Origin of the sequence: Spirosoma lacussanchae (assembly GCF_005870035.1) — a bacterium.
GTDB lineage: Bacteria > Bacteroidota > Bacteroidia > Cytophagales > Spirosomataceae > Spirosoma > Spirosoma lacussanchae.
The window spans coordinates 86878-104103 of the sequence record NZ_SWJG01000012.1 but is presented as its reverse complement, the minus strand read 5'-3'; the positions used below and the strand labels follow the sequence as shown (position 1 = coordinate 104103).

The 17226-nt window shown below is 50.6% G+C and carries 16 protein-coding genes; all 16 read left to right on the top strand.

Translation table 11 applies throughout. The features are described 5' to 3' along the window. Window position 1 precedes the first annotated feature (1 nt). The 16 genes from FBR45_RS24965 to FBR45_RS24895 all read left to right on the top strand — a co-directional run bounded on the left by FBR45_RS24965 (window position 2) and on the right by FBR45_RS24895 (window position 17224). Entirely contained in the window at window positions 2–1858 is a 1857-nt protein-coding gene (locus FBR45_RS24965) for an efflux RND transporter periplasmic adaptor subunit (protein WP_138507200.1), read from the top strand. A gap of 50 nt (window positions 1859–1908) precedes the next feature. Next, window positions 1909–3117, top strand: a complete 1209-nt coding sequence (locus FBR45_RS24960; protein ID WP_138507199.1) for a glycosyltransferase family 61 protein — start codon at window positions 1909–1911, stop codon at window positions 3115–3117. Window positions 3118–3148: 31 nt separating this feature from the next. Then, window positions 3149–4378 carry a glycosyltransferase family 87 protein gene (locus tag FBR45_RS24955; RefSeq protein WP_138507198.1) on the top strand — a complete coding sequence of 410 codons (1230 nt, stop codon included), beginning with the start codon at window positions 3149–3151 and terminating at the stop codon, window positions 4376–4378. A gap of 18 nt (window positions 4379–4396) precedes the next feature. Further along, window positions 4397–4522 (top strand): hypothetical protein, encoded by a 126-nt coding sequence (locus FBR45_RS26795; protein WP_262709547.1) that lies wholly within the window; start codon window positions 4397–4399, stop codon window positions 4520–4522. A gap of 84 nt (window positions 4523–4606) precedes the next feature. Next, entirely contained in the window at window positions 4607–5398 is a 792-nt protein-coding gene (locus FBR45_RS24950) for a PEMT/PEM2 family methyltransferase (protein ID WP_138507197.1), read from the top strand. A 74-nt stretch (window positions 5399–5472) separates the two neighbouring features. Beyond that, entirely contained in the window at window positions 5473–6582 is a 1110-nt protein-coding gene (locus FBR45_RS24945) for a BamA/TamA family outer membrane protein (protein WP_171044960.1), read from the top strand. Window positions 6583–6840: 258 nt separating this feature from the next. Then, on the top strand, window positions 6841–7290 hold the full coding sequence (locus tag FBR45_RS24940; protein ID WP_099077268.1) for a 5-fold beta-flower protein: 450 nt from the start codon (window positions 6841–6843) through the stop codon (window positions 7288–7290). A gap of 122 nt (window positions 7291–7412) precedes the next feature. Continuing rightward, window positions 7413–7685 (top strand): hypothetical protein, encoded by a 273-nt coding sequence (locus FBR45_RS24935; protein ID WP_099077266.1) that lies wholly within the window; start codon window positions 7413–7415, stop codon window positions 7683–7685. 100 nt (window positions 7686–7785) lie between these two features. After that, window positions 7786–8364 carry a hypothetical protein gene (locus FBR45_RS24930; protein WP_138507195.1) on the top strand — a complete coding sequence of 193 codons (579 nt, stop codon included), beginning with the start codon at window positions 7786–7788 and terminating at the stop codon, window positions 8362–8364. A gap of 143 nt (window positions 8365–8507) precedes the next feature. Further along, window positions 8508–10919 (top strand): TonB-dependent receptor, encoded by a 2412-nt coding sequence (locus FBR45_RS24925; protein WP_246082384.1) that lies wholly within the window; start codon window positions 8508–8510, stop codon window positions 10917–10919. Between the two features lie 109 nt (window positions 10920–11028). Then, complete coding sequence (locus FBR45_RS24920; RefSeq protein WP_138507193.1) at window positions 11029–11601, top strand: helix-turn-helix domain-containing protein; 573 nt, start codon at window positions 11029–11031, stop codon at window positions 11599–11601. A 107-nt stretch (window positions 11602–11708) separates the two neighbouring features. Continuing rightward, window positions 11709–12047: a four-helix bundle copper-binding protein gene (locus FBR45_RS24915; protein ID WP_138507192.1), complete on the top strand. Its 339-nt coding sequence runs from the start codon at window positions 11709–11711 to the stop codon at window positions 12045–12047. Window positions 12048–12453: 406 nt separating this feature from the next. Beyond that, on the top strand, window positions 12454–12849 hold the full coding sequence (locus FBR45_RS24910) for a DUF6799 domain-containing protein (RefSeq protein ID WP_138507191.1): 396 nt from the start codon (window positions 12454–12456) through the stop codon (window positions 12847–12849). Between the two features lie 81 nt (window positions 12850–12930). Next, entirely contained in the window at window positions 12931–14733 is a 1803-nt protein-coding gene (locus tag FBR45_RS24905; protein WP_246082383.1) for an alpha-amylase family glycosyl hydrolase, read from the top strand. Between the two features lie 57 nt (window positions 14734–14790). Then, window positions 14791–15375 carry a hypothetical protein gene (locus FBR45_RS24900; protein ID WP_138507190.1) on the top strand — a complete coding sequence of 195 codons (585 nt, stop codon included), beginning with the start codon at window positions 14791–14793 and terminating at the stop codon, window positions 15373–15375. Further along, entirely contained in the window at window positions 15356–17224 is a 1869-nt protein-coding gene (locus FBR45_RS24895; RefSeq protein WP_138507189.1) for an FAD-binding oxidoreductase, read from the top strand. Before FBR45_RS24900 ends, FBR45_RS24895 begins: the two co-directional genes overlap by 20 nt. Window positions 17225–17226 lie beyond the last annotated feature (2 nt).

The following is a 17226-nucleotide window of genomic DNA, read 5'->3' as shown; positions in this document are numbered from 1 at the left end:
CATGCTGAAACAAAAGAAATATGGTTGGGCCGGGCTGCGATCAGCCGGGCTGCGCTGGTCTTTCCTGCTGATGCTGGTGCTGAATGCCGCCTGCCAGTCGGGCGAAAAGACCGACAATGACCAGGCCGATTCCGCAGCGGTAGCCGCCAGCGACGACCATAGTGGCCATAATCACGGGCCGGACGGGGCGGAAAAAATTACGTACACCTGCCCCATGCACCCGCAAATTGTGCAGGACAAGCCCGGCTCCTGCCCCATTTGTGGCATGGATTTGGTGCCCGTGGCGAAGACCGGCGAAATAGCCACCGAGATTATGCTCAGCGAAAGCCAGATGCAGCTTGCCAACGTGATGGTTCAGCCGGTAGCATCGGGCAATATTGGCAACAGTACCGTACTGAACGCCCGGCTTGCCGCCGATCAGCAGCAAACGGATGTCATCAGCAGCCGGGTAGTGGGCCGAATCGAGCGGCTCTACGTGAAAGAGACGGGTCAGCCCATCCGCAAAGGGCAGGTATTATATGAAATATACAGCGAACCCCTGCTTACTCAGCAGCAGGAATACCTGTTAGCCCTTCGGCAGGCCGAAGAACTGAACGAGCCGCGCTATGAAGACTTCCGGCGGGCTGCCGAACAGAAACTTCGGCTGTATGGCATGACCGCTGAACAGATTACCGGGTTAGCCAAAACCCGGAACGTGCAACCGCGTATTCCATTTGTGGCACCGGCAGGTGGCACCGTTACGGAGATTGCCGCCAGTGAGGGGCAGTACGTGGGTGAAGGGGCGTTGCTGTATCGTTTGGCTAACCTGGGCCAGCTTTGGGTCGAAGCCGAGTTGTATGCGGGTGAAGCCCGGTTTGTGAAGGTTGGCGACCGGGTGCCCGTACAGGTGGTGGGCTATGAAACCAGTCCGACGATGAATGCGCGGGTGACGTTTATTAACCCCGAATACCGGGCCGGTAGTCAGGTACTGGTGATGCGGGCGGTAATGCCCAATCCAGGGGGGCGGTTCCAGCCCGGCCAGCAGGCACGGGTGTTGCTTCGGCACGGCGTACAGCGCGGGCTGACGCTGCCGGCCGATGCCGTGGTGCGGGCCGGACAGGGAGCGGTCGTGTTCGTGCAGACGGGTCAGGGACAGCCCGATGGGTCGGTTTTTCAGCCCCGCCGGGTACAGACCGGTACCGAAACGGATCAGCAGGTGTCCATTACCAACGGGCTAAATGGTGATGAACAGGTAGCAATGTCGGGGGCCTATCTGCTGTACAGCGAACTGATTCTTAAAAAGGGTATTAACCCCATTACTGCCGAAGTTGAAGAAGGTGTGAAATCGACCCCCACTCTGGAAAGCAACCCCACCGCACCAGCGGCCCGGTCCGTAGCCAATGCTGCCACTATTCCCAAAAGCCATAAAGCCCCGCACACCTTTATAAAGCAGTTGACAATTGTCTATGAAACTTCGCTGAAGTTGACCGAAGCCTTGATCGGCGCGAATTCGGAACAGGCCAAAACGCTGGCGGGAGGGGTCGGAAAAGCCTTAGCGGGTGTGGATATGATGTTGCTTTCGGGTGCAGCTCATACCGACTGGATGACCTACCTGAACACCATGAATGCTGCCTTAAAAGCCCTTAACATGACTACTGACCTGGAAAAGCAACGAACGGCTTATGCTCAGTTTGAAGAAGGATTGTACCGGAGTATCAAAGCGTTTGGCGTGACCGATAAACCCGTGTATCGTCAGTTCTGCCCAATGGCCCTGAATAACAAAGGCAGTTATTGGCTTAGCGACAAAAAGCCCATTCGCAACCCATACTTCGGCGATCAAATGTTGACCTGTGGCGAGACAAAGGAAGTTATCCCCTAATCGGGAACTATCATGAACTCCCAATTTAACCCCATTTGTACTCCATCACTATGCCTACTGACTTGCTCCCGGTGAAACCCGTGGCGGTGCATACCTCCTGGACGAAGCGCGTAAAACGTGTCCGTCAGCAATTCATTCAACTAAGTAGGCTTGTGCTGAGGAAAGGAGTCCGGGTAGGGTATCGTCTGGCGGGTTACCAGTTTCTGGATAAAGAGCAGACCGAAGCTTTCCTCCGCCCCTATAGCTTAGTAACCTACCCGGCCAATGCGCTATGCATGGAGGAGGTCGTTGACCTGATTGATCCCTCCAAAGTCTATTACCCCCAGACTCAGACCGAAACTGAACCCGTTTCGGTCTGGCGGTACAAGACCCCTGCGGCAGGGGCCGAACTGCGCCCCTACGGCAGTGTGCTGACCGAGCGAAACATACCTTGTACGGACATCAATACCGACGATTTTTACCAAAACGTACTCCATCGGCAACGTCGGCAGTCGATAACCGTACAGACCGTGATCGCTCCCTGGAGCCACTATCTGGACGGTATTATTTGGGGTGGGTATTATGATTTTGTGTTTTTGGTAGCGGCAAAACTGGCCCGCATCAAGGGCGTGCTGCCCGAAGCGGTATTTCGTAATGCAACCGTAGCGTACCCCCAATTTGGAACTGCCTACGAGCGTGATTTCATGGCTTTACTGGGTGTTGAAGCACATCAACTTATTGATACGCGCAAAACCAGCGTACAATTCAGGGAGTGTATCGTAGCTAATGCCGGCCACTGGTTCTACCCGAATCTGGCGGATATAAACGCGCTCCGAACGTATATACTACCGCAGCTTCCGGCCCCCGACACGCGCAGAAAGCGCATCTATATCAGCCGGAACTGCCGACGCCGAATCACAAACGAAGCCGCGCTAATTCAGCTACTCAACCAGTATGAATTTCAGATTATTGACGATGTACCCCGTTCTGTTACGGAACAGGCGGCCATTTATCGGGATGCTGATTTCATTGTAGGGCCACATGGCGCGTCGTTCAGCAACCTGATCTGGTGCCAGCCAGGAACGCAACTGCTGGAGCTTTTCGCACCCACCTATTACCCCGACTTTTTTCGCTATTTAGCCAACGTACTTAGTATGCGGTATGCGGCTTATTTTCAGGGAGAAGCTCATCCCGGAAATTGGACGCGGGGCCTCGAAGACGATATAACGGTGTCTATCCCGGAGATAGAGCAGTGCCTGAAAAAAATGCTGGGTACGTAAGTACCCTGTCCACCACCAACTACCGTAACGAATGCAATCTCTTTCTACCCTTGCCCGCCGATTCTGGTACGTTCTGCTGGCTTTCTTTATACTGGCTATAGTTTTTTCCATTCGCGAAGCCTACACGCAGGATGAACACGGTGATCCGTATATTTTCTGGGCGGCTGGCCTGAAATTCATGGCCGACACCCCTTTATACGAGCCAATACCGGGTGCTCAGGAATACATCTATCCGCCCGTTGCAGCGTGGCTGTTTCAGCTACTGGCTATTTTCCCTTTTCCGGTTGCCACTGGGCTATTTACTTTTTTCAATTTTGCCGCTTGGCTGGGCCTAATCGGACTAACGTACCTGTTGTTGGTACATTTTTCCCCCAACCGCTTTACGCGAACCGCCCTGCTCATCGCCGTCATCGCCACAATCCGATACTATTGGCATAACATTATTTGGGTGAACGTCAACGAGGGGGTAGCCCTGCTGAGCGTTGGTGGGCTATATAGTTACGTGCGCGGACGGGAAAACCTGGGCCTGCTGCTGCTCACACTGGCTATGTGGGTTAAAGTGATGCCGATTTTGCTGGTCGTCGTTCTGCTGATTCGTCGTCCTGTTTCTACCTTATGGAAGGTCGGTGGCTACAGCCTGCTTTTTGCGTTGCTTGTCTTTCTGCAACGGGGCGTTGCGCAGGGCATTCAGGATTATCTCGATTACTGGTATGTTGTGTTCCGGCCATTCTTACTCGAAGGACGGGTATATACCGACTGGATTGCATTTGGCATTTCCGCTACGTTATCGAAACTGTTGACGGCCCATCCCGACATTAACGGCATTCGGTATCACATCGCGGAATGGCAGTTGGCCCTAGTGAATAAAATCAGTCTGATTGTTCGCCTTGCCCTGGTGGGCATCACGTACTATTTCGCCTGGAAAACCCGTCGGCAGGCGGCCCTTCCGGTACTGCTCCTAACGTACCTGACAATACTTCTTGTGGCCGGCGTGTCGTGGGAAGGCCATCATGTTACGCTCCTTCCCGTTGTAGCAGGATTGTATCAGTACCTGACCGAACTAAGCCTGTTCAGGCTGAGAAAAGTAATGACCGTCGTAAGCATCGCCGTTGGGCTGATGACCAGCGATCTGTTGGGAGGTCGTTTGTCTGACTACGTTCAGGGCTTCAGCCTGATTACCTATCTGGTCTTATTCTTATTTGGAGTTGCGGCTGTTGTCAATGCGCGGCTTATTCAAGCCCGGAACCATGTTAACCGGTAGTCATATCCCAGTAGTGCAATGAAAGAATGCTGTAAAACAGGTGATAAGCAGCCAACACCAAGCTGGCGAACGTACCTGAACTGGCTGCTTTACGCCGTAATCGCCGGTATGCTATTGCTGGCGGCCTGGAGTCAGTTCAGCTAACCGTTTACGGGTGGTCTCCTGCTTTTTACGTGTGAAGGTATCCCATGTAAAAGATTGCCAATAAACATATAAAACCACCGGATTATGAACGAATCAATAAACAACGCCAACCGTTCTGCCGGTCAATTTAGTTGTTGCTGGCAGGTAGAGCAGACAAGGGCGGGGTTGTACTCACCGGGTAATCTTCTTTACGTAACACTTGGTATCTCCGGTTTCATCCTGGACCGATTGAGTTGGCGTCGTGCGTTGGTTATGGGTGTATCGTTAGGCTGGGCCTGGTATGGGCTTCCTGACCTAACTGACCTCTGGTTTTGCGTAGCATACGTTATGCTGTCGATGCTGCTCTATCTCGGTTTGATAAGTAGTGTTTTGCCGCAGCATGGACTTCGCCTTAACTGGATTGGGGCGAAAGGCGAAGAAAAAGCGTTCAGAGCATTTGAGGGCCTGTTTGCATTTGCTTTTTTTCATAATGGCCTGGCATTAACGCATATCAGCCAGCAAACGGCGAGTACACTCCCTGCATTTCAGTCAATGGACTCCATAATTACGATTCTGGCGATAGTGTTGATTTTCACCGGTACGGCTGTGAAGATTTGGTCTGCGTTGGTGGTGGGCCTGCCGGTGTATTACTGGAAGTATATGTTTCTGGGCCGCGCCGTTGGCGGTTTTGTCGTCAGAGGCCCTTACCGGTATTTAGCCAATCCTATGTATGGAGTCGGACAGCTTCAGGTGTACGGAATTGCCTTGTACTACCACTCATTTTATGGCCTCCTCTTCGCGGCTCTTAATCAATTGTTGGTGTTTGGTTTTTACTACGTTGTCGAGCGTCCTTTTATGAAGCGAACGTTTGGCATCAGTGCTTTGTCAGTGAATTAGCTGATTTCAGGGCTTGAAGATTGAGTGTTTTCCGTACTAACTTGTCAATCAACACCCATATGCAACCGGTTTGCTTGCTTCCAGTCTCTGCGTGTTGGCCCCGCCTGTTTGGCCTGCTGATTCTGTTTGGGCAAGTCGTGCTGTCTTCCGTGCAGGCACAGCCACGTTCTTCGTTCTGGCGCAAACTGCATCCTGATTCGCTGACGAGCCGCCCGTTGCGCTTTGTGCCGCTACCCGTATTACAGTCGGGGCCGGAAATTGGCGTGAAAGGCGGCATCACTCTCGATTACTTTTACAACGCAGGGACGGGGCGAGCTGATAAACCCCGCTTTCACAGCCGGTACTGGCAACGGCTCGACTCGCTCAATCGACGTACCCGCGATTCATACGCCTTCGTTCATGTTCTTTACAGCACCCGTCGGCAACTGGCCGCAGAGGGTGTATGGAATACCTATGGCGCGGCTGAACGGTACGTAATGCGGGGGCGGGGCGGCTACGTTGATTTTTCGGAAGATTATTGGGGCGTAGGCAATCAAACCCTGAATGAGCGCGAGTTCTACGTGTTAAGTTATCAACGTTGGTACGTGCAACATCGGTTCTGGCGACGAGTAAAAGGGCGTTTTTTCGCGGGCCTCAGCTACTATTATTCTAACACGCAAAACGTGCAGTTGAGTCAGGGCCAGCCCCTGCACGAATCGTTGCCGGGCAGTCAGGGCAGTGTGGTGTCGGCCCTGGGGCCAACCCTATTGGCTGATTACCGGGATAACCCGTTCAGCCCGACGCGGGGCTGGTACGCTGAGTGGGCCTTTCAGATGTATAGCCACAAATTCGGTAGTCAGTTCGATTACACTGAACAGTCTGTTGATTTGCGCCGGTACGTACCGCTGAATGCGAAAAATATGGTTGGTCTGCAAGCCGTTGGGCAGTTCACAACGGGAACTATTCCGCTGCGGGAGTTGCCCAAACTGGGAGGGCCAACTATGTTACGCGGCTTTGTGCAGGGCCGGTATCTTGACCGGCAGCTTTGGTCGGCCCAGGCCGAGTACCGGCGTACCCTGAACCGTTTTCTGATAGCAGCCGCTTTTGCTGCGTTGGGTGGTGTGGCCGAACACGTTACCGATTTTTCCCTTGCGACTACTCGTTACGCTGGCGGGGTAGGAATGCGTGTGCTACTGAATCGATAAAAGCAGGTTTACCTGCGTACCGATCTGGCTATCAATTCAAACAAGACGGTTAACCTGTATATACGTATGTTGGATGCATTTTGAAATCCTCATTATTCAGATGGTCTTAACACCATCTGAAAACTTTCGTTTTACAGAATATTATTTTACATAGTATTAATATTAAAATATATAATCATAACTTTACCACATCTAAAAAATAATATTTGCCATCTATGCTTTTTTTCCTAATTTGCTACAAAAAAAATATACACAAAAATGATGAGATTCGTCGCCCTCACCCTCTTGTTGCTAACGCCGTTTCTTGCTCAGGCGCAGCAGCCCGTCAAGGATTATAAAGGCCATATTTTGACCAGTTCTGGTCAAATTCAACAAAATGGCATTACGGTAGGCACAGTATCAAAGGAAGGCATCATTCAGGATGCCAAAGGAAAAAAGATTGCCTTTCTGAAGGCTGACGGAACAATGGTTGATGCAAACGGCAAACTGTTGGGTCGCATGGCGAAAGATGGCATGAGCTTTTACAACGAAACCGGCGGACTCGTATTTACTCTAAAAGACAGGCCGGACGATACTTGCGACCTGATTGATGCCAAGGGGAACGTAGTAGGCAATGTTCACGACAGCCTGAAAGGTAGTGCTTGCGCCCTCCACTGCTTTCAGGCCGGGATGAAAAATAAGCCTGACCACAGTAAAATGAAGCATTGAGCTTTGCGGGTTTGCTGGGAGGAAGAATTTGCCATATGTATTCGCTAATTAACGTTGTCGAAGGCTACGTAGTAAAACTTAGTCTGCACCACGGCCGGTGGCAAACAGGTCGGCCTGTGTTTATGCAGGTCAACATTCAACAAAACAACGAAGCGGATACGGCAGAACTGGCGGATATAGTAGACGCACAGGTTACTATCACGTCCGAATATCTTGCTAAACCTTTTATACTTCTGCTGGAAGCTAGTGCCATGGGATTAGCCAAACTGTTTACGTTCCCGGAAGCAGGCACTTATCAGGCAAGGGTTCAATTTTCCCATCACCTCTCAGTCCTCACAACGGTCTTTACGCTACACGTTGAAGAGGGCAAAGATGCGGCAGACCCCGTCGGTTAATCAACAACTAATCACAATCAGCCTTATACGTGAGTAGGATCACCTTAAGGTCCTAATTCTTCCCATACATTTGCTACGTAACCAATCTACGGTCGTAGCCATGCGTAATGTTTTACTTATATCGCTCCTGTATTTAAGTTCGCCTGATTTGACACAGGCTCAATCGAATGCCAGTATGCCGGGCGGTTTATTTCGTTCGGCTGAAGATTTCAGACGGAATGAATTAATGCTGGCCGTTGACTGCCGGGCGCAAAAACATAAACTACGGCTGCACGAGTTCATCGGAAAGCCTTATGTGACGATCATTCATCAGAGGCAGTCGTATCAATACGCTAAAGATAGCCTGTATGGATTTCGCGATTGTGCCGGGCAGAGCTACCGGTTTGTGTCTGAGAACGACCACTACCCCATCCTCAATCCGGGCGAACCTATATTGATTTACAAACTGGTACGGCCACCCATAGCCAAACAGCCCGGATATACAAAACTATTTTTTAGCAAAGACGCAGGTGCTCCGCTCCAGGAGCTTACGGTTGAAACCCTGAAACGGGCTTTTCCGGAAAATCATGCCTATCACGACCGACTTGATGCTCAGTTCAGCAACGGTGGCGATTTATCGGTTTACGATCCCTTGCACCGTATGACGAAGATTAACTGGCTGCTTAAAGAAAGTCAATAAGCCGAGAGTTGTTTAGAATATTTCTAAAGAAGTTTGTTTGTTGCAGAATGGCATATACCTTTGCATAGTTTTGAATCAGTCTAAATAAAACTATGCAACTTCTTATACGTGCCCTAATCCTGTCAATTTTTCTTTTTACTGGAATGGCAGCGAGAGCCGACGACGGTAAACCATCGGGTGTGCTCCAGGGCTTTGTGCTGGACCGTAATGGTCAACGCGCTGAGGGGGTTACCGTAGCACTCAAAGGAACCATTCGCCAGGTAAGTACCAATCAGAAAGGCTTCTACCAGTTCACAAACCTTGTTCGGGGGCAGTATGTGCTGGTCGTATCGGGCGTGGGCCTGCAAACCAACGAGCAGACCGTCAACGTTACCGATGAGCAAATCACCAGCCTGACGATCACCATTCAGGAAAGCATACAGGAACTTCAGGAGGTCAAAGTCATTGCCGCCAGAGGATTACGTGAGCGGGAAGTTTTGCCCGAAGTGGGCCACAATGCCATTTTTGCCGGTAAGAAAACAGAAGTCATTAACCTGGGTGCGCTGGATGCTAACCTGATTACCAACAACAGTCGGCAGGTATTCAGCAAAACGCCGGGCGTGATGGTCTGGGAAAGCGAAGGGTCGGGTATGCAGGTGGGGGTGGCCGTGCGGGGGCTGAGTCCCAACCGCTCCTGGGAGTTTGACACCCGGCAGAATGGAGTGCAGATCAGTTCGGACCCCTTCGGGTATCCCGAAGCGTATTACAACCCACCCATGCAGGCCGTCGAGCGGATTGAACTGGTTCGGGGTGGAGCCTCGCTGCAATACGGCCCGCAATTCGGCGGTTTGCTCAATTACGTTTTGAAAGGTCCGGCAACCGACAAACCGATAGCCATCGAATCGCAGCAGTCGGTAGGCAGCTACGGGTTATTTTCTACCTATAACTCGTTGGGCGGCACGTCGGGGCGGTGGCAGTATTTTGGGTACGTAGACTACCGCCGGGCTGATGGCTGGCGTGAAAATAGCCGCTACAACATCTTCAACGGCTTTGTCTCGATCAGTTATTTAGTCACGAACCGGCTTAAGATCGGGGCCGAAATTTCGCGGGCTTCCAGCGTCAATCAGCAGCCGGGCGGCCTGACCGACGGCCAGTTCGCCCAGAATGCCCGGCAGAGTTCACGGGCACGCAACTGGTTCAACGTACCCTGGACGGTTCCCTCTGTTACGGTTGATTACACCATAAATGAGCGTACCCAGCTGAACCTGAAAGTACATGGCCTGTTTAGCGAGCGGAATCAGATCGGCTTTGTCAGTGCCATCACCAATCCCGACGTACCCACTGCGGGCGGTCAGTTGGCAAACCGGACTATCGACCGCGATACGTATCAGAACTGGGGAAGCGAGCTGCGGCTGATTAGTCAGTATAACGCGCTTGGTCGGCGACACGTTCTCTCGGCGGGGGTGAAATATTTTAACGGCTACACCGACCGCCGACAGCAGGGTAAAGGCGATGTCGGCTCGGACTTCAACCTGAGACTGGTGGATGCCGCCTTTCCCCGTGCGCTCAACCTGCGGACGACGAACGTAGCCGCGTTTGCCGAAAACCTGTTCCGGTTGACCGACCGCTGGACGCTGACACCGGGCATCCGGGTTGAACTACTTGATAACAGCGTATCAGGACGTTACAGTTTTGCAGCCAACGAAACCGAAAACCAGATCAGCCAACAACGCAGCCGATCATTTGCCCTGCTGGGTGTGGGAACGGAGTACAAACTGGCCCATTTTGCTACGTTCTACGGAAACTATTCGCAGGCGTATCGTCCGGTGCTGTTCGGCGACCTGACACCCGCTGCCCTGACCGATTTTGTGATTGATCCGAATCTGCGGGATGCGCGGGGCTACACGATTGATGCCGGTTTGCGGGGCGCGTACCGTAAATTCCTGACCTACGACCTGGGCGTTTATTATTTGAACTACGCCAATCGCATTGGCACCCTGACCCGCCTGAATGAAGCCAACCGCCCCTACCAATTCCGGACGAATTTGGGTCGGAGCGTAAGTAAGGGCGTAGAAGCTTATGTCGAAATTGATCCGATAGTAGCACTGGCGGGCCACTCAAAAGTGGGGTACGTAAGTTTGTTTACCTCACTGGGTTTCACGGATGCCCGTTACCTGGATTTGCCTACGGCAACCGTTACTAACGGTCAACTCGTAGAGGGAAACCTACAGCGTAAATTCGTAGAGAACGCCCCGCAATTTATTGGCCGTTTTGGTTTAAACTACACCTACCGCACCTTTACGCTTACAGCCCTGCTGAACCGGGTGGGCAAAGCGTACAGCGATGCCAACAATACTGAGAACGCTACTACCAATGCCCAAACGGGTCCGATTCCGGCGTATCAGGTAATGGACGTATTGACCTCGATTCAAGGGAAGCGGTATCTGTTCAAAGCAGGGCTTAATAACTTAACGAACGAACGCTACTTTACCCGGCGGGCCGGTGGGTATCCGGGGCCCGGTATCCTACCCGCCGACGCACGTAACTTTTACGTGACGGTTGGTATCAGGTTATAATGAATTTAACACGGGAAAAGTTGGAGGTGAAATTCCACTTTTTCTGTGTTAACTTTAACAAGCCTGTAAGACCGTTCGTTACTTCTGATGGTCAAACGAAAAGTATGCTATGCAAACACTTTATATCAAAAATATGGTTTGCGACCGTTGCGTATGGATCGTAAAGCGCGAACTGGAACAACTCGGACTCACCCCCGTATGTGTGCACATCGGTGAGGTGGTGCTTGCCGAACCACTGGAAAGTACTAGACTGGATGCTATTAAAGGTGCTTTGAATCCTTATGGATTGAGTTTGCTGGAAGATACTAAACTTCAATTGGTAGAGCGAATAAAAGCGGCTATTGTTGAGTTGGTTCATCAGGAGGACGTATCAACTCCCCTGAAGTTTTCCGACTATCTTTCTGAAAAAATCCAGCAGAGCTATCCCTATTTAAGCACTCTATTTTCTACGATTGAGAATACCACGATTGAACATTTTATTATCCTTCAAAGAATTGAACGAATTAAAGAGCTGCTTATTTACAACGAGTTATCAATCGAGGAGATTGCCTATAGGCTTGGATATAGCAGTGGTCAGTATTTAGCTAATCAGTTTAAAAAGTATACGGGCTTAACGCCTACTCAATTCCGGCAAAATAATGAGGCACGGCGAAGACCCCTGGATCAGGTGTTGATGCCCTAAAATCTTACACGAAGCCGATAAAATTTTACACGGTGCTACGTACCCCGTCTTGCTACCTTCGCCTGGCTTCTGAATAGAAGCAGACTAATCACCAAAAAACGACAAACATGGTAGCTCAATTGCAAGATTGTATCGACGCCTGCCTTCGCTGCGCCCAGGCGTGTGATCGCTGTCAGGAAGCGTGCCTGCACGAATCAGATGTCAAGATGATGGTCGCCTGTATCCGGCTGGATCGGGATTGCGCCAAAATCTGCTATCTGGCGACTTCTTACATAGCGGGTAACAGTCCTTTCGCTAAACAGGCGTGTGAGCTCTGCGCTCAGATTTGCGAAGCCTGTGCTCAGGAATGTGAAAAACATGCCGCCCACATGGACCATTGCCGCCACTGTGCCGAGGCTTGCCGGAAATGTGCCGACGAGTGCCGTAAATACGTCAGCTTGAAATAAGCTTGATCCTACCCCTTACCTTCCTGGACCGCCCGACCATAATAGCGGTTCGGGAAGGTTTTCCATTAGATAAAGCTCCCTTCCGCGCCATGGAAGCTTTTAGTAGTTGGATAAAGAAACCAAACTTAGGAATTCTAACAGCTACTTGCACTAACGTTCAAAAGCTTACCTAAACGCATAATTTTACAAAACAATGGTGGGCATAGTACGATACATTTGTCGTAGCACGTCTGATTTTACTGAGAATTGCTACGTCTGAGCTTTATCAGCTAAATGGTTGATTATCGACATACGGGCGTACTGTTTAAATTGGGAATTTTGTGACACCCGCTATCGGGTGTCGGCTCATGTTGGTCCCAAGCTACGCCCGCTTTCTATCAATTTAAAACCAATAACTTTTTAAACCATGAAAACGATGGCTTTCGCTCTGACACTTATGCTGCTCGGAGTATTCGGCATTACCTACGGGCAAAGTGAGCATTCGGCTCACAAGGCTATGGCCAGCCAGACCAAGCAGGCGGGTCAGGCAGCACATGAAGAATATATGGTCATGCACAATGGGAAAATGATGATGGTGCATCAGGGTAAGATGACCCCGATGACAATGGACATGACGATGAGCGACGGAACATTGTGCATGACCGACGGCACTTGCAAGCGGAAAGACGGCACGGTCGTCAAAATGAAAGAAGGCGACCACTGCATGATTGAAAATGGCGAAATGGTAATTCATGTGGGTGGCGAGAAAATGTTTAAACAGAAAAAGAGCAAGATAAACATGAAGGGAATGAAGGATGAGTAAACTGCGGCAACTGTATCATGACCAATTAGGTCCTTGGCGGCAGGTATCGTCATAATTCCACCAATTAGCTTTTCAACTAGTATGAACCACCTTGCTTCATTGACGTCGATGCCTATAACTGGCGATAGGCGTGGTAAGCTGGCGTCTCCAACATTTTACAGGGACTCCCGTGAGCAAACATCTCCTTCATTGCCTACGTTACGATCTGTACAGAATATTCAACTGGAGCCGAAGCCCGGTAAACGTTACTGGCCGAACTGCCACCGCGAATGGCGGGAGGAATTCATTTATTTTATCTTAATCGACCGGTTTCATGACTCTTCGTTGCGGCACGCCACCGAACAGAAGGAACGTACCCATGGCTTCGGTACTGCGGAAAATTTAGGGAATTTCTGCGGAGGAACTTTCGAGGGAATCATTCAGCATTTAGACTATGTGCGCACATTAGGGTGCACGGCTCTTTGGTTAAGCCCAATTCTTGAAAACAATTTAACGTCTTACCACGGCTACGCCACACAAAACTACTTAGCCGTTGACCCCCGTTTTGGTACGCAGAATGAGTTGGAGCACTTGGTGGAAGCCGCCCACCAGTTGGATATGCGGGTGTTCTTGGACATCGTTCTTCATCATTCGGGCGATAACTGGTTTTATCCAGACGACGAACCCTTTTACTATTATCGGGGTGTTCGATTTCCGTTCGGTGACTGGCGGTGGGACGACCGCCCTTTACCCGTTGAATTGCGTAATCCAGAAATGTATAACCGACAAGGCAGGATTCGAAATTTTGATGCCTACCCAGAAACACTGGAAGGGGATTTTTTCGGGTTAAAAGCTTTTCGAAATGACGCTTCTCCTGAAGCTACCAATGTACTCGATGTACTGACAAAAGTCTACTGTTACTGGATGCGGGAATTAGATATCGATGGCTTTAGGATCGATGCTGTAAAGCACCTACGCCCTGAGACGATCCACTATTTCTGCAATCGCGTTCGGGAATACGCCTATCGGTTGGGCAAGAAAAATTTTTTCATTTTTGGTGAGCTAGTGGGCTCCGATTATTTATGTACAGATTACATTGGTCTTTATAAACCTACCTCAGCCGTTGATGTAAATGTGTACTATGGGTTGGATTCAGTGCTTGATTTTCCTTTATACACCATACTGGAGGGGGTTATCAAAGGGGTAGCCTCTCCAACCCGGCTCATTGAACGGTATACAGAGTTACAGGATCAGGCCCTACATCGCCATCCGCTGGGCGAGTATCTGGTAACGTTTCTGGATAATCATGATCAGATAGGAAAATCGGTAAAACAACGGTTCGGCTGTGGTGCTACGGATAAGCAAATTATTGCAGGCGTCGGCTATTTGCTTTGTGCTTTAGGGATTCCCTGTTTGTATTACGGTACTGAACAGGGATTTGATGGTTCTGGAGCCGATGATCGTTGGGTTCGGGAGTGTATGTTTAACCCTGAGAACCCCGAACTCAATGTCTTAAATCAAAACTGCTCTATTTATCAGGCTATTGCTCAACTGGCTTGTATCAGACGCAAGACACCTGCGCTTAAATTTGGTCGAATGTACTGGCGCGAGATTTCGCTGGATGGGCAATTATTTCAATTGCCAACGGAACCGGGAAGTTTACTCGCTTTTTGTCGAATGTTACATGACACGGAGGTTTTGATCATTTACAATTCTTCGTGCACCGAGATTCAAACCGGATACGTAATTGTAGATGCAGAACTGCATAAACGAGCTAATAGCTTTTTCTTTCTGTACGGTTCTTCCGGGGAAGCTCCGTTGTTAGGCGGTCCGAATAGCCCTATACCCCGTTGTGTCCAGGTACAGCTACAGCCCACGCAATTGGTTATTTTAAGTGCAGACTAAAAGCCCCCCTTTCCTTTTCATTCTATTTCGGAACATTGACTAAACGTTCTATTTATCATGAAAGCAATGATTAAGTACCTGTTTGTGATGCTGCTCGGTGCGGCCACTTTTACAGGATGTCGTGACAAAAATAAATCCGTCAACGACACCCAGACGGCTACTACTTCAACGGACCGTGTAGTGCATGACGATGATTCGGGCATGAACATGATTCACCGGGGCATGGATATGGTCAAATCCGGCAATGACCTGATGCATCAGGGACAGATGGCCGATGACAAATCTGTGATGGAGCGGGGTATTAAACTGATAGATGAAGGCATGGACATGATTGCAATGGGCAAAGAAATGATGGGTAAATCGTCGGCCACAGCATCGAGTCAGCCGATGGCCGATGATATGGATGCTATGGGCCAGGGAATGAGCATGATGAGCCAGGGCATGGACGTGATGACGATGGGGAAAGACACCGCTGCCAAAGGTATGGGGTCTATGAACCAACCCACTATGAGCAAAGGTATGGGTATGATAGACAAAGGCATGGGTATGATGAGCAAGGGGGCCACCCAAATGAAAAAAGCTGCCAAAAACCCCATGCCGAAAGACCCCCCGATGATGGATGATGACAAAGACGATATGTAAGCCCTATACCGTGGGCGGAGTCTGTACGTTGCTGTTGATTAGCTGGGGAGCCTGGGCTCAAAGCGATCATCAGAAGCACCACCCCCAGCAGGCTTCCATGCCATCGGCCCAACCCATGTCGATGGGTACAAACCCAACCCCCGACACTGCTGGTGGAAAAATGGCGGGTGGCATGGGGGGCGGACTGAAAGGGGGGATGGAGACTGAGATGGGGGACATGATGGAGATGGGAAAGTCGCCCCCGAAAGAACTCTTTCCATCACTGATGCAGGCACCACTCGATCCTGCCCAACGCGATGCTCTTGGGCAATTAGCCAACGAACGCATCCGTAATGGCAATAGCCTCTTAACGTCGGGCCTGCAAGCCCTGAAGTCAGCGACCCAAGAGCAGGATCAGGTAACCGCTCAGACGGCCATGGAGCAGATCCATCAGGGACAATCCCTGCTTAAAAGCGGATTAGCCGTCCAGCGCACGCTGGCCGAAGGAACTGACCCCCGCGTAACAGCCCTATCGTGGTTTAAACAGCAGATGAACCTGCTGCCCGTGGAATCCACTGAACAACCGCATGGGTTCTTTGGACTATCGTGGTTTCATTACATCACCATGTTATCAATGGCCCTATTTGTCGTAGCGGTGGTGGGCCTGTATGTTCAGAAAATGAAGCGAGCCAACGCGCTCGTAGCGAAACTGGCCGGTATTTCGCCGGAAACCCCCGCACCGGCATCAGATGCCCTACCAACTACAACGGCCTTACTAACTCCCATTTCAGCCGTTAACCCTGACATTGCGCCTTCTAAACCTAATTCATGGTCCGGTACGTTGCTGGTGACCGAAATATTTGACGAAACGCCCAACGTCAAAACATTTCGTCTGGCAGACCCTACCGGCGGTAAACTTCCCTTTAACTACTTGCCAGGCCAATTTATTACCGTTACAATTGAGCAGGCCGGGGTGCCCGTGAGGCGGTCCTATACGATTGCCTCGTCGCCGACGCACCGGGATTTCTGCGAAATCACCGTGAAACACGAGCCGCAGGGGGTAGTTTCTCATTTCCTGCATACCCAGGTTAAAGAGGGTGCCTTACTACAGTTCACTGGCCCGTCGGGTAAATTTACCTTCACCGAAGCCGATGCGGAAAGTGTTGTGCTCATTGCCGGGGGAGTGGGCATCACGCCCATGATGAGCGTTGTCCGGTATTTAACAGATCGGTCCTGGAAAAAAGACATTTTTCTGCTTTTTAGTTGCAAAGACCAAGGCAGCATTATCTTCCGGGAGGAACTGGAGTACCTACAAAAAAGGTACCCGAATCTGCACGTTACCATTTCGTTAAGCCAGGAAAACAGCCCAGCCGAGGGTATTTATCTTTTAGGACGTATCACGAAGGAAGTGCTGAATGCCCGCGTACCAGACATTACTTCCCGTCGCGTTCATATCTGCGGGCCTGCCCCCATGATTGATGCCGTTAAGCAGATGCTTAGCGAGTTGAACGTGCCGAAAGAGAATGTACGGGTCGAATTATTTCCGGCTCCGGCCCCTCCCTCAAAAACGCCCGTACCACCGTTGGTGGCAACAACTTTGACCGATACGGCTACGGTTGTTACGTTCGTAAAATCCAACAAAACGGCCCTGCTAACTCCCAACAAGTCGATTCTGGAAGCGTCAGAGGAAGTTGGTGTCAATATTGATTACTCCTGTCGGGTCGGTACATGCGGCATTTGTAAAACGAAACTGCTTACGGGATCGGTAGCGATGGCCGTTGAAGACGCCTTAGATGATGATGACCGGGCGCGACATATCATTCTGGCTTGCCAGGCTAAAGCAACCGGTCCGGTGGCCGTTGATGCGTAGAA